Source organism: Halobacillus halophilus DSM 2266 (genome assembly GCF_000284515.1).
GTDB classification, from domain to species: Bacteria; Bacillota; Bacilli; order Bacillales; family Halobacillaceae; genus Halobacillus; species Halobacillus halophilus.
In genome coordinates, this window is record NC_017668.1 from 3,358,561 (window position 1) to 3,372,438 (window position 13,878).

Genomic DNA, 13,878 nt, shown 5'->3' on the forward strand with positions numbered 1-13,878 from the left:
CCCCCAAGTATTAAAAAGTACTGTTAATTCCATTAATTTATAGTGCGATTATTGAGGACAACTTAAAAAGAGCTTGCATGAAAATAAATAAAGTTACCCCCTATGTTTTTAAAAGTATTTTGGCAAGCTATAAGACAGTGTACTTAGGTTAATATTTTATAGTTCCAAACTAATTTACTATATTCTATATCATTGTTCATTATAGCAGGTTTATATTCCCGAATGAAGGGGAATGAGGTAATATTTTACACAATATTAATAGATTATGTCGTTTATTTACTTCTTAATCTTACTAATGCGCTTACATAAATGATTAAAAAAAAAAACAACAACCCCAGCCATATAAATTGACTAGAAGTTGTTAGGTGTCTCGTTATTCAATCTTTAAAATAGTCCAAAAGTCTTTTTCTTTTTAACATGCTGTGGTGGATCCGAGGCTAATATCCCGTTTTCTAACAATTCCTCAGCATTCTCCGAAAGAAGATAGACCATTTCCAGCCCGAACTCTTTCCTCACTTCGCTATATGCCTCTGTCATACAGAAACCACGACTTGACGTATTGTGAGCATCGGAAGCTATGAGGTGAGCTAGGTTTGCTCCAATTAATTGATGCGAAAACTTCTTAATTTTCTTTCCAAAACGGCCACATACACTTCCAGCTGTAAGCTGGACGAATGCGCCATTTTTGACCAGCGTGTAAAGCGTGTCCGGATGTTCCATAATATGCTTATTACGTTCAGGATGAACAATAATGGGATGGTATCCTTCCACCTGCAAATCAAATAGTAACTTACTTGTGTAGCGCGGGACACTGTCAGGTGGAAACTCCACGAATACAAATTTGGTGTCTACATTAAGTGATAGCACCTCTTCACTTTGTATACCTTCCAGCATCTCTCCGTGGATCCTTGTTTCCTGCCCGGGCAGAACTTTCAATTCAATTCCTCGTTCACTTAACTGCCGGTTTAATTCAGCTACTTGAATCAATATATCGTTTTTATAATTATTATAGGTTCCATTCATATGGTGCGGCGTCGCAATGATGGTATCAATTCCATCCTCTACAGCTGCTTTAGCCATATCCATACTTTCTTCCATGTTCTGAGCTCCGTCGTCTACTCCCGGAAGAATGTGACTATGAATATCGATCATATGCCGGACTCCTCTCTATGTCATATTCTTAGGTTATTCGTCTTATAAAGTCTAGTATAGAGTATATCAGTTTAAGGTCTCGAATTGAAGATATTTTAGTAGAATCATTTTGTTTTTTATATTACAAATTCCAACATTTTTTGAATATTTCTAATAATTTATTATAAAAAAAGAGAGAGGAAAGTCCCTCTCTCTAGTTCCCGTAATAATAATAGTAATTACTATCTTTAGCATCCATATCATTCAGCACGACACCAAGAATATTGGCTCTTGATTGTTCAAGCTGTTCTTTCGCCTTACCTGCTGCTTCCTGTTCGGTCTGCTTGCTGCGAACAACCAGTAACGCGCCATCTACAAACTTAGACAACACCTGTGAATCGGCAACTGCTAAAACCGGCGGCGTATCAAAAATAATCATATCATAATGTTCTTTAGCTTCTTCAATTAACTTCTCCATCATCGTTGAACCAAGAAGTTCAGAAGGGTTCGGAGGAATCGGTCCGGATGGAAGAAGGTCCAGATTCTCTACACGGCTTTCTTTTGCCAATTCTTTCAGAGAACGATTCCTTACTAAATAATTACTCAATCCAGAAGTATTATCAGCACGGAAAGTATAGTGTACCGTAGGTTTCCGAAGATCGGCATCTACGAGCAATACTTTCTTCCCTTGCTGGGCAAATACAACCGCCACATTAGCCGTGGTTAAGGACTTCCCTTCCGAAGGTCCGGCAGACGTAACAATCATCGTTTCTAGTTCTTTATCGACAGAGGCAAATTGTAGATTCGTACGGATCGTTCGGTATTGCTCGGCAATTGGTGATTTAGGATTATCGTTCGCAATAATACTACGGACTGACGTTTGTTGGTTTTTTTTCTTCTTGCTAAGCGCCAATAGATTCACTCCTCACCTTTGTGTCTTCGGTCTTTTTTCGGGTAGGACGACGCTCCGGCAGATCTTCTTCCGAGATGGTCGAAACAACACCCATAACTGGAAGGTCTAGATGGCTTTCTATATCTTCTTCAGATTTAAGCGTATTGTCCAAGTACTCCAATAAGAAGGCTATTCCCACTCCTACCATTAATCCAACAACCAAAGCAATGGCAATGTTCAATAAAGGTTTAGGACTTACTTGAGTCGGTGTTGAACCAACGGCTGCTTCAGATAGAACATTCACGTTATCTACATTCATTAATTGAGGGATATCTTCTTTAAATACCTGCACAGTAGTATTGGCAATAGCTGCAGCCTGCTGTGGGTCTTCATCCGTTGCCACAACGTTAACAACCTGGGATTGTTCAGCGTTGGAAACTTGAATCTTATCTGATAGAGTAGCCGAAGTCATGTCTAAACCTAACTCTTCTACAACCTGATCTAAGATGCGTGGACTTTTAATAATTACGTTATATGTATTTATTAAGTCTATATTTGTTTGTAATTCATTACCTTCATAAATATTGTCTTGCGACTGCGATTGAGATTGGTTGACGATAAATTGAGAAGAAGCTTCATAAGACGGTGTTAATACAAAGAAGGTGACTAAAGTACTAATAATGGCCGCTCCGGCTGCAAGACCAATAATAAGTAATAAGCGTTTTTTCAGAACCTCAAATATTTCCTTAAGGGATATTGTTTCTTCCATTACTAAACCTCCAGATATTGTCGAATTTCAAAACATAGAGTCATTATATCATAGATAAATATGGGAATGAGTGCACACTTGTTAATTTTTCAAATAGTTTACAATCACAGACTAAAGTCTGAAGACCTAATGCACAAAAACCCATAACATAGTTTATATCGACACAATACACCCATCATTAAATAGATCAAAAGACAGGATTATATTCCAATAATATCCTGTCTTTTGATCTATTATTTCATCATGTATCTATTGTAATACAGATCATAAGTAATCATGCAATATTAAAGTGAAGTCGTAAATAATACGATCTCTATATGTATTGAAATACAATATCGGTGGTATAAATAAGCACCACATTCGAAGATGATCTTCGTGATATCTCTGCTATCTTTATTAATTCTTAATTTATTTCTAACTTGCGCGTTTATTCTCTCTATCTACTACAGTCATTTCAGCTTTTACATAAGAAGAAAACCAGTTATAAATGAAATAAATTTCCATAATATGTAAGTCAGTGAAGTGACTAATTCTATAAAAATCCCACACTTTTGTAACCAATGCGAAAATTTCATAGAGGTTAGAGTCCAGTAAACCCGCGCCCTTTACCCATTTTCTAACTCTCGCAAACCCCTTGTCATTTAATTGTTACACAACTGTAAATTCATAGCGGAAAATGTTGTGATACATTAGAAAAGGATTAAGAGAGACGAAAAAAATTTCAGGGGGATTAAAAATTTATGAAGAAAGCACTTATGTCGTTACTCGCATTTTCTATGGTTTTTCTACTGTTCGTACCTAACTCTTTAGCTGGCTCAAGAATTGGGAACCAAATAGTAGATCTAGCATTCAAGTATGACTATGCACCTTATGTTTGGGGCGGTACATCTACTCACGGATTTGATTGTTCAGGATATACGCAGTATGTATATGATAAGGCAGGTATTGACTTACCTCGTACATCAAGATCACAGTATGGCGAAGGGGATTATGTAAGTCGTTCAAACTTGCAGCCTGGCGATCTAGTATTCTTCGGAAATCCTGTATGGCATGTTGGGATATACATAGGAAATAACAAAATGATTTCTGCTGAAAATCCGAGTGACGACATAACAGTTGCTTCTCTTACTGGTTACTGGGACCGTAACTACCGCGGCGCGAAGCGTGTAGCTGATGTCGGAGTATCCAGTAGTTCTCTTCCAACTGGAAGCTACCACGACCTTGATAGCGATCACTGGTCTGCAGATGCAGTAAGCTCACTAAGCAAGCAAGGAATTATTGATGGATATGACGGCGATCTATTCAAGCCGAAAAACGATGTAACTCGTGCGGAAGCTGCTAAAATGCTTGCCGACGCGCTTGATTTAGACAATGGTCACGGTTCCAGCTTTGACGATGTTTCTTCTTCTCACTGGGCTTCTGATTATATTGAAGCCGCTGCTGATGAAGGCTATATCTCAGGCTATGAAAATGGTGACTTCAAACCTGACCAATCGATCACTCGTGCGGAAATTGCATCAATCTTCGCTAGAGCTTTTGATTTAAACTCTTCTGGAAGCAACCAATTCTCTGATATTAGCAGCAGTCACTGGGCGTATGACCACATTAAAGCCCTAAGTGCGAATGATATTACAGAGGGTTATGAAGATGGAACATTCCGAGTAAACAACGAAGCTACTCGTAGTGAGTTCGCAGTATTCCTATACCGCGCTCTGTAAGTTTTTAAACCTAAAAAAGCCTTTTTTCCTGAAAATAGGAAAAAAAGGCTTTTTTATATTCTCCTGTTATCTTGCTCTTATCTCAAAGTTATACCTAGTTTCTTCTATTATATAGCGTGCTGTTACGTCTATACTTCCTTCCCAACTTTGCCTGGGCCTCCCGTGATCCAGAAATAACATTTTAAGACTGCTCCCGGTTACGACGTGACTCCACCTTCCCTAAAATAACAAGCGCTATCCATATTACAACTCCCGCACCCAGCGAATAAATGATTCCCGTAATAAAGTTATTTCACGTAATATAGGTATTAATAATACCCGTTATTTGGTTATCAAGCATCATCCAGCTCATAATGACAACAAAAAAGAGTATTGTTCTCATAATCGGTACTCGCCCGTCTTCTCTTTTCTTCATATAACTAGCCTCCTAAAGCTACTCTCCCGTAAAGCGCAGATTATGACCTTAATTATTGTATACGAACATGCTTAAATTTAAGTTAGATTACCATTTATTAACATATAATGGAATGTATGTACTAAATTGTAAAATGATCAACCTTAACAGCATTTATATGAATGAAAAAACGATTGCAAACAGTAACCCTCCAGCAGTAAGAACCATTAGAGAAATCCCCCATTTTTTCTTATCATCTTCAAAGAAGTATCTATATCCTACTGTAAACAGGACTAGTAATGAGCAAATAAGGTAAAATCCGTCAGGAACGGTTATAGTTCCCAATATTCTCTCCATAATTAGAGCCACAATAACTGATCCAAGGATTAATACTGTTAAAATGTTCACCACTTTAGTCAACTAGAATACCGCCTTTCATTTTATTAAATATATAGCAAAGAAAAGTAATTTGCTCGTCTTCCTAATTTTTTTTAGTTCCACCCATAGCTAAGGTTATACGTTTTGCTTTATGATCTTATCTATGAAACGATTTGTAGATTAATAGGGGATAAGTGTTGGAAAGGATATAGATTTAAAGCGTGTTAAGCTTCCTTAGTGAAAATAATGGCTACTAAAATTAAAGAGATCGGTTACGATGATCTATTCGACAGGGCATCAATATATCAAATTGCCCTTGGGGATTTCCTGGTTTTAAATTTGAATACAAATAAAAGAATCTTATTCTTCTCGCGACTATCTTATATGAAAAAACCCGTCATAAAACAACGTTAAATTTCCGTGTTGAGTTTATAGAATTACTCTCGATTAAATAAGGATTTGCCTCTTGCAGAGCCGCTAGAAATTGAAACCTTACTCTACTACCCTAATTTCAACTACTACCTCGAAACTAATTCTTCCATATAATCCTCTTATAAATGAACAAATCCTTATAAAAGATTCACTGTTGCATTTAAGAGATTCAGAGATCCTAAAAATAAAAGCAACTGAGGCTCATGTAAGCCTCAGCTGCTTCTTGTCTTACTCTCTTACTTAATGAAACGATCATCCTCAGCTTTTGCAAGGAACATCGCAAATTCAGCACGAGTCGTGTCACGGTCCAGCTTGAACGTTCCATCCGGATAACCGATGGAAATCTTGTTAGCTGCCAGCGTATTGATGTAATCATACGCCCAGTGATCTAGAGGCACGTCACTGAATCCGTCGTCGGTGCTGCCTTTCAGGTCATAAGCATCGACAAGGATTTTCGCCATTTCAGAACGCTTCAGGCTGGCTTTCGGATTAAAGTTGCCGTCCGGGGAACCAACCATAATTCCGCTTTCTGCAATCGCTGCGATATCAGCATAGCCGTAATCGCCTTCGTTCACATCATTGAAGTCTGGATTTTCGACATTGTCTGTGTCCAGGTCAAGGATACGAACGATCATTTTCGCGGCATTCACACGGGAGATGTCGTCATTGGTTCCAAAATCACCATTTGGATAACCGAGGATGACTCCGCCCACGTTCAGCTTCTGAATCACTTCTTCTGCCCAGTAATCTTCTGGAATATCGTTGAAGGATTTAGCTTCTTTATCAGATTGATAGATTGTGATTTGCTTGGTCGTTGTATTTCCGGCCAAGTCTACCAGTTCAATCTCGAAGGTGTTTTTACCTTCTTCCAGATTTACCGTTTCGCTGATCGTTTCTTCAATGGATCTCATTTCATATGGTTCTTTAAAGATGTTCTTGTAAACTTCGCTGCCATCGACATAGAGACGAAGCTCGTCAAAGTTATCTTTTACATTCATATCAAGTTCCGCTTCCCCTTGATCGGTGGTGTGCGGTCCATCGATAGATAGAACAGGGTTTGTGGAATCTAACATAAACCTTCTAATGAAGGAAATGTCATTGCCACTGTCGTCCACAGCTTTAAATTCAATTTCTTTGAATCCATCTTTCTTGAAGCTGATGGTTTCGTTGAAGTTGTAGCGCTGGTTTTCTTTATCCCAGTTCAATTTCGCTTCTTTGCCATTAATGGTCAGGCTCTCCACTTGAGAGTCATCTTCCACGTAGCCTGTTACGGCGACTTCTTTGTTATTGGTAACACTTAAGGCTTCTGGAGTAAGGGCAATGACACCAGGAATCGTATCATCCGCTTCTTCCATAACATTGTCAGACGTAGTGTTGCCTGCATAGTCATGCGCAACGACTTTTACATTGTCCGCTTCGTCAGGATTCTTAACGGTGTACGAATCAGCGTCCGCACCAAGAGAATCTTCCGAAACAAGTTCGCCATTTACAAGGACATCAAAGTGAGATAGTCCTGTGTCTTCATCAAAAGCGTCCCAGTTGATTTGACCGCTCTCCTGATCGTAGGTCACTTCAAGAGAAGGCGCATCTGTGTCCACTTTGACCGGAATCGTAAAGGACTGCCATTCGGCATCTGGGTAGTCTACTTTAGTCTTCACTTCATAGTAGTACTGACCGTCTTCTACGACTTCACCTTTTACCTTGCCATCCCAGGCAGCCGGTGCATAAATGTTGGCAACCGGAGCAGCGCCTGCATCAAAATAATTTTTTCTCAATTCATCACGGGTACGGATAGTACGAAGTTCGTTCTTATCTTCATCTAAGATATTGAACTCGACATCCTTCGCATTTCTTAAGAAAGAAAGGTATGGTACAGCTTCTTCACGTGCTCCGTCTCCATTTGGAGAGAAACCGACGTTCTTCTCATCACCTGTTAAGGCTGCATCCTCTGCTAGTAGAGGGCTGACACCCAGGTACTCGTAACCGAGCTCAGATGGAGTTAGTAGGCCGGTAGCGTTGTAGAAGGAATTGCCTTCATAAATCGTATCATCTACGACTGGCGCTTCACCCCATTCTCCGTGGTAACCGACATAAGGTACGTTAATTTCTGGATTTGTGTCATTCGGATCCGTGAAACTAACGAATCCTTCTACAAAGTGTCCATTTTCAAATAATTCATCAAGCGCGACGTTATAGTTCCAATCGACTGTGTTTTCAAGATCGATCGTGACATCTACTTCGACAGAAGAATTAGCTGGAACAACGACCTGATACCCATCTTCTCCCTGGGCGCCATTCGATGAACTCATATTAATTGGGTATTCCCCTTTGAATGGCTGCTCATCACTGGTCGTTCCTTCTTTGAAGATTCCTTGTGTTTCTTCACGGATTTCAAAGTTATTGGTATCTGAATTCTGGACGACAAGATCCGTCTGTACGGTACCGTCTACATTATAGACCGCATTCTCGTCACTTACGTTCTCAAGTTCTACTGTGAACGTTTCTGTCGTGTCCATTTCTTTCAGGGAAACCTTACCAAGACCGGAGTCTTTTTCAGTCGCAACGACTGGCGTCTTCATGGCAGCATGTAAATCCATTAGTCCCGCTCCCTGGTGACGAGGGGAATAATAGAAGCCAAGGTTTAGCGCATCATTGTATAGACCTTTATCAATTTGCGGAGCTGACGTATTCATCAGAAGATTTTTCGTCATTTCCACACGGTTAGCATTGTCTAAATTAAATTCTTTGTCCACTCGCTGCATCACAAGGGCAGATCCACCTGCTACGTGCGGCGCAGCCATGGATGTTCCACTCATCAACCCGTAATCGTTATCTTGCATGGTTGAAAGAATGCTTGCTCCTGGTGCCGTGATTTCAGGTTTGAAATCAAGGTTCGGTGTGACACCCCAGGAAGAGAACCCTGCCATACTTCCTGCTTGCGGGTTTTTCGATTTTACTTCTTCGCCTTTAAAGGCAATCTCAAGATTTTGTCCGTTATCTAAATATCCTTTCATCTCTTGTCCTGTGGATTGCAGGATACCAAGCTGAGGAATATTGATTTCGGAACTGGAAGCCATGCTGATATATCCACTTACATTATTGTAGATAATGGCAGCAACTGCTCCTTCTTCTTGTGCATTTAAGGTTTTGCTGACAAATGTAGATTCACCCCGGCTGATGAGGGCAATTTTGCCTTCAAGGTCAATGCCTTCAAAGTCATTTGCATTCGGGTTTGAATCCGAATCATCAGGCTTACGTCCAAGACCGGCATCTACGACTTCGTAATAATTTTCTCCAAGTGTTTCAGGATCTACTTCACTTGCAGACAGGAAGGATACTGGATCTTTCTGCTCCCCATCTACTTGAGTATTGAAAGCACTCAGCATTAAGTATTCATTTTCAAAAGCAGCGACTTGCAGGGAGTCTGTTGATAATCCTGGAGCTCCAACAAGACCGGTATCCGGGTTCGATGCAAACGGATTGTTGAATCCGCCGCCGAAACGATCGGAGTTTCCGGCTGAAATCGCCATCATTACACCGTTATTCACGGCTCTTTCGACTGCTTTCTGCTCTGGATCTTCTGGTAATACGAAGCTTGCCGTAGAGCCAAGACTCATATTGATCACGTCTGCTCCAAGCATAATCGCATCATCAATAGCTTTAACATAGATATCACTATACGTGGAAGGCATTTCCGGATCGTTACCAAACACTTTCAATCCGAGAATCTGGGCTTCTGGAGCTACCCCTTTAATTCCGCCATTATCTTCATCGCCATTGGCACCTACTGTACCGGATACGTGCATGCCGTGTTCACTGGCATTAGGTCCAAGGTCAAGAATGGTATCATTTTCGTCCGCATAGTTGTAGCCGTAAGGAACTTTCTCGGTGAAGTATTCCCCTTTCAGCTCTCCGGAATCTTTATATCCGGATATGTCATCTTGACTAAGTTCGGTTTCGGTGTCTTCGCTTAACACCATATCCCTATGAGACGGATCAATGCCTGTGTCAATGACACCAACCGTCATCCCTTCTCCTTTATATCCGTATTCCTGCCATGTTTTCTGAGCGTTCACAAGCTCCTTACTATATAACATTTCAGGATCGATTACTTCCGGACGCTCATATTCATGACTGATATGTACTTTGCCCACATTCGGAAGAGATTCTAATACTTTAATCGCTTTGTAGTTAACCACTCCACTAAACCCGTTCACGACGGTGGTGAAGCTTTCCTTATAATCCATTGGCACCGATTCAGCGGAGATGGATTGTTTCACTTTCTCCTGCTCTTGTAGAGCCTGCTGTTGTAATTGTTCTTTCTTTTCCTTAGGTAATTCCTGATAGGTCTTACCTGTCGACTTCGCTTGCTCAATTGCTGGGTCATTCTTCAGTTCGACAATGACGCGAACATCATCGTTCGGTGAATATTCTTTCTCTGCATCCGCTTCCTTAATTTCCTTTTGTACCTTTGGTTTCGCCTCGGGTTCCGGCTGCTGTACATCCGCTTTATCGGTTATTCCACTGGCAGCAAACACCGAGTTTGAAAAAGCGAGCAGGAAAATAAAGAATAGAATCAAACTCTTCTTCATGTTCAAATGGTTGTCCTCCTTATTATTTCTATCAAAAAACCTAAAATTACCCTCCTTTCTACTTTTTTACAACCCTAAGTATATTCAAATATTCATAAAATTACAAATTGTAACATGTAGGACGTTGTCCTTATCCAGTGGAAAAATCATGTAATGAACGAAGATTCATAGTCTGATCATACTAGGTCCACACGCCGACAGATTGTTTCCAAAACTTAACGTAATTCGTGTAGAAATGACAGGACTTACCATGGTAAAGTAAAGGATAACAACCTAACCAAGGAGCATCCACCATGATGAAGAAACTCTTCCCTGAAAAACGGGGGCGTGAATGGAAGACCTATGAGCACGAACTCCGTGCTATCAACCGATTGGAAGCCCAGATGTCTGCGCTTTCGGACGATGATCTGCGGGCGAAAACGAGCGAATTCAAGACAGCTTTGAGCGAGGGTCGGACTATTAATGACATCCGTGCGGAAGCCTTTGCTGTCGTGCGGGAAGCCGCCCGCCGCGTGCTCGGACTCCGGCCCTATGACGTCCAGCTGCTCGGGGGGCTGATCATGTCCGACGGTCACATTGCAGAGATGGCGACCGGCGAAGGAAAGACGCTTGTGGCAGCCCTTTCCGGCTATCTATTTGCCTTAGAGGAAAAGGGTGTCCATTTGATTACGGCCAATGAGTATTTAGCACAGCGTGATTATGAACTTATGAGTCCTTTGTATGATTTTCTCTGGATATCTACTGGGTTAAATTTGAATCAAATCTCCCAAACTGAGAAACTGGCAGCCTATCAGGCCGATCTGACCTACGGGACAGGAACCGCCTTCGGGTTCGACTATCTTCGGGATCATCTGACACGGGATCAAAAGCACCAGGTGCAGCGCCCCTATCATGTCGCGATGATTGATGAGATTGACAGCGTGCTGATCGACGAAGCGAAGACCCCGATGCTTATTGCCGGCAAAATGGAAGCCCACGCGAATCTTCATAAGCTGGGCGCTCTTGTGATGCGTACGTTTCAAAAGGATACGGATTATGAGCTGGATCCGGAAACGAAGGCGGTCCATTTTACCGATCAGGGGATACATAAAATCGAACGCGCGTTTGATATTGAGAATTTGTTTGACCTCGAGCATCAGACGCTCTATCACTACATGATGCAGGCAGTCCGGGCCCGGGTTCTTTTTCATAGAGATCAGGATTATGTGGTCGAGGAGCAGCAGATTAAGCTGATTGACACGTTCACCGGACGGCTGATGGAAGGACGCACGCTCTCCGACGGCCTTCATCAGGCACTGGAAGCGAAGGAAGGGCTTGCGATCACGGAAGAGAATAAGCCCCAGGCGTCGATTACCGTACAAAACTTCTTCCGCATGTACCCGAGGCTTGCAGGCATGACCGGCACGGCGAAAACCGAGGAAGCTGAATTTCAAAGTGTGTACGGCATGAATGTCTGGCCGGTTCCGACGAATGAACCTGTAATCCGTGAAGATCATCCAGACCAGGTGTACGTGACGCAGACGGATAAGTACCGCGCGATTGTCCGCGAGGTGGAAACGGTACACGCGTCGGGACAGCCGATCCTGATCGGCACCTCTTCCATTTTGCAGTCGGAATACCTATCCAACTTGCTTCAGGAAGCCGGGATTACGCATGAGCTTCTGAATGCGAAAAGTGTGGAGCAGGAAGCGCGCTTGATTTCGCTCGCCGGACAGGTCCGTCAGGTGACGATTGCCACCAACATGGCCGGACGCGGGACGGATATTGTTCTTGGCGAAGGCGCGGCCGCACGCGGCGGTCTGCATGTAATCGGAACGGAACGCCATGAATCACGCCGCATAGACAATCAGCTGAAGGGACGCGCTGGCCGGCAAGGTGATCCCGGCTCCTCACGCTTCCTGATTTCCTTAGAAGATGAGATCGTCGAGCGCTTCGGACAGACCGAACGGGATCGTAAATGGAAACACCCGAAAACGAACGAAGAAGGTTTAATTTTGCACAAACAGATTGATCCTTTTATGGATACGGTTCAAAAAATCAGCGAAGGCAGCCAGGCGAACATCCGGGCATCTATTCTGAAGCTGGATGACGTAATCCACGATCAGCGCACCGTGGTGTACAGGCTGCGCAACCAGATCCTTCAAAGCGAAGACCCAATTGGAATCCTCGCGCCTATGGTCCTGGATTACGTTCACGAACTCGCGCAAACGCACTGTCCGGAAGCAGAAGCGTCTGAAGAATGGGATGTAAAGAAGCTCAAGAAGGATTTAAAACATGCTGTTCCGGGAATAGATAGTCAACTTGCTCGGGGCAATTATGAAGACCAGGAGGAGGTTCTCTCCGACCTTCATGCGCTGGTTGAGCGTTATCAGGGGCAGATTCAGAAATGGAAAGGCCGGCCGGCTGTGCAGCACAAGGTGGCCCAGGGTGCGCTGAGCGTCCTCGACCGGCACTGGATCCGTCACCTGGACAGGATGAACCGCCTGAAAGAAGGCGTCGGCATCCGGCAGTACCAGCAGGAAGATCCGGTCCGGCTCTATCAGGAGGACGGATTTGAACTGTTTACCCAGACGTTTGCAGCCATGCGGCAGGAAATGGTCCTCTGGATGGCTGAGGTGCTGGAGCCGTTAGAGAAATCCAAGGAGGAATTCCCCCATGTTTAATTTTCGAAATCATAAAAAGCACCATTCCGATGCGGCCTATGACGAACATGCGGTCAATGCCCATGAACTCGGTCTGTCCGGCGAATCTTCAGAAGAGGAAGCTGTGTATCCGGAGCTTTCCTATCACCCGGACTGGCAGCTTGAGCAGGAAGATGAGTACGTGTACCGCTTCTGGAACCAGGATTTGCCGCCGCTTAAACCGAATCAGTTCAGCATTCACGGCGTTGACTTGAAGCAGACGAACGGGACACTTGTGGTTGAAGCGTTTGTGAGAAATTCCTTATCGCGGAGCATTACCTTAAAGACGATGACGATCCTCCTGCTTGATCAGCAGGGGTTTCCCGTGGCGAGAAAATGGTTTGATCTGAAGAAAGTCGGGACGATTCCGGCAAGATCCAGCCGCCCGTGGACGTTTACGTTTGAACAGCAGCACCGGGTCACGTCCGACGCCAATCCGCCTGTGCACGGCTGGAAGCTGGTCATTGAACCGAATCAGAAGCACCGCAAGCACACGCTTGATTTAGAAGAAAGTCTTGAGCAGTCCCTTCCATCTGGTGATGCGGAGCGTTTGGAACGATATGTGGAGGATCTGGAGCCGCCAAAGCCCGGCGAGATTAATTTTGTCAGTTTAAAAGCTGAACAGAAAGAAGGCGCGCTTCATGTTGCGCTATTGATTCGAAACGGCAGCGACCGTTCGATCAATCTGCCCCATCTGCCGCTTCAGGTGAAAGATGCAACAGGTGACGTTGTAGCTCAAGGAGCATTTAAGCTGCAGCATGTGGAAGTGAAAGGCAATACGAGTAAGCCGTGGACATTTGTTTTTCCGGAGTCGATGGTTCTGAGCGAAACAATTGATTTGTCCCGGTGGAAAGCTTATCCAATTCACTAATGAGAAGCCCTGTTGTCCTT

The 13,878-nt window shown here is 43.2% G+C and carries 10 protein-coding genes; 4 read left to right on the forward strand and 6 right to left on the reverse strand.

Annotated features, from left to right (window positions below; translation table 11 throughout):
• Positions 1-384 precede the first annotated feature (384 nt).
• The 3 genes from HBHAL_RS16685 to HBHAL_RS16695 all read right to left on the reverse strand — a co-directional run bounded on the left by HBHAL_RS16685 (position 385) and on the right by HBHAL_RS16695 (position 2,792).
• Positions 385-1,152, reverse strand: coding sequence for a tyrosine-protein phosphatase (locus HBHAL_RS16685; protein WP_014644659.1), 768 nt, complete (start codon positions 1,150-1,152; stop codon positions 385-387).
• A 193-nt stretch (positions 1,153-1,345) separates the two neighbouring features.
• Positions 1,346-2,044: a CpsD/CapB family tyrosine-protein kinase gene (locus HBHAL_RS16690; RefSeq protein ID WP_014644660.1), complete on the reverse strand. Its 699-nt coding sequence runs from the start codon at positions 2,042-2,044 to the stop codon at positions 1,346-1,348.
• On the reverse strand, positions 2,034-2,792 hold the full coding sequence (locus HBHAL_RS16695) for a YveK family protein (protein ID WP_014644661.1): 759 nt from the start codon (positions 2,790-2,792) through the stop codon (positions 2,034-2,036). Before HBHAL_RS16695 ends, HBHAL_RS16690 begins: the two co-directional genes overlap by 11 nt.
• A 740-nt stretch (positions 2,793-3,532) precedes the next feature.
• On the opposite strand from HBHAL_RS16695, the gene HBHAL_RS16700 reads away from it, so the two are divergent.
• Positions 3,533-4,510: a C40 family peptidase gene (locus HBHAL_RS16700; protein ID WP_014644663.1), complete on the forward strand. Its 978-nt coding sequence runs from the start codon at positions 3,533-3,535 to the stop codon at positions 4,508-4,510.
• A 292-nt stretch (positions 4,511-4,802) separates the two neighbouring features.
• On the opposite strand, the gene HBHAL_RS22000 is transcribed toward HBHAL_RS16700, so the two are convergent.
• Both HBHAL_RS22000 and HBHAL_RS16705 read right to left on the reverse strand, forming a co-directional pair.
• Complete coding sequence (locus tag HBHAL_RS22000) at positions 4,803-4,925, reverse strand: hypothetical protein (protein ID WP_014644664.1); 123 nt, start codon at positions 4,923-4,925, stop codon at positions 4,803-4,805.
• A 153-nt stretch (positions 4,926-5,078) separates the two neighbouring features.
• Positions 5,079-5,312 carry a hypothetical protein gene (locus HBHAL_RS16705; protein ID WP_223254225.1) on the reverse strand — a complete coding sequence of 78 codons (234 nt, stop codon included), beginning with the start codon at positions 5,310-5,312 and terminating at the stop codon, positions 5,079-5,081.
• 216 nt (positions 5,313-5,528) lie between these two features.
• Between HBHAL_RS16705 and HBHAL_RS21600 the strand changes: the two genes are divergently transcribed.
• Entirely contained in the window at positions 5,529-5,696 is a 168-nt protein-coding gene (locus HBHAL_RS21600; RefSeq protein WP_158512385.1) for a hypothetical protein, read from the forward strand.
• Positions 5,697-5,950: 254 nt separating this feature from the next.
• Here HBHAL_RS21600 and HBHAL_RS16710 read toward each other — a convergent pair whose 3' ends face one another.
• Complete coding sequence (locus HBHAL_RS16710; protein WP_223254297.1) at positions 5,951-10,306, reverse strand: S8 family serine peptidase; 4,356 nt, start codon at positions 10,304-10,306, stop codon at positions 5,951-5,953.
• Positions 10,307-10,599: 293 nt separating this feature from the next.
• Here HBHAL_RS16710 and secA2 point away from each other — a divergent pair, with 293 nt between their 5' ends.
• Together secA2 and HBHAL_RS16720 are read left to right on the forward strand one after the other, a co-directional pair.
• Positions 10,600-12,969 (forward strand): accessory Sec system translocase SecA2, encoded by a 2,370-nt coding sequence (secA2, locus tag HBHAL_RS16715; protein WP_014644667.1) that lies wholly within the window; start codon positions 10,600-10,602, stop codon positions 12,967-12,969.
• Positions 12,962-13,858 (forward strand): accessory Sec system S-layer assembly protein, encoded by an 897-nt coding sequence (locus HBHAL_RS16720; protein ID WP_014644668.1) that lies wholly within the window; start codon positions 12,962-12,964, stop codon positions 13,856-13,858. The genes secA2 and HBHAL_RS16720 overlap by 8 nt, the downstream gene beginning before the upstream one ends.
• Positions 13,859-13,878: the final 20 nt, after the last annotated feature.

What these genes read in the sequence shown, in the direction of transcription:
- HBHAL_RS16685 (WP_014644659.1), bottom strand. Translation starts at nt 1,152, where the DNA reads ATGATCGATATTCATAGTCACATTCTTCCGGGAGTAGACGACGGAGCT.
- HBHAL_RS16695 (WP_014644661.1), bottom strand. Translation starts at nt 2,792, where the DNA reads ATGGAAGAAACAATATCCCTTAAGGAAATATTTGAGGTTCTGAAAAAA.
- HBHAL_RS16700 (WP_014644663.1), top strand. Translation starts at nt 3,533, where the DNA reads ATGAAGAAAGCACTTATGTCGTTACTCGCATTTTCTATGGTTTTTCTA.
- HBHAL_RS22000 (WP_014644664.1), bottom strand. Translation starts at nt 4,925, where the DNA reads ATGAAGAAAAGAGAAGACGGGCGAGTACCGATTATGAGAACAATACTC.
- HBHAL_RS21600 (WP_158512385.1), top strand. Translation starts at nt 5,529, where the DNA reads ATGGCTACTAAAATTAAAGAGATCGGTTACGATGATCTATTCGACAGG.
- HBHAL_RS16710 (WP_223254297.1), bottom strand. Translation starts at nt 10,306, where the DNA reads ATGAAGAAGAGTTTGATTCTATTCTTTATTTTCCTGCTCGCTTTTTCA.
- secA2 (WP_014644667.1), top strand. Translation starts at nt 10,600, where the DNA reads ATGATGAAGAAACTCTTCCCTGAAAAACGGGGGCGTGAATGGAAGACC.
- HBHAL_RS16720 (WP_014644668.1), top strand. Translation starts at nt 12,962, where the DNA reads ATGTTTAATTTTCGAAATCATAAAAAGCACCATTCCGATGCGGCCTAT.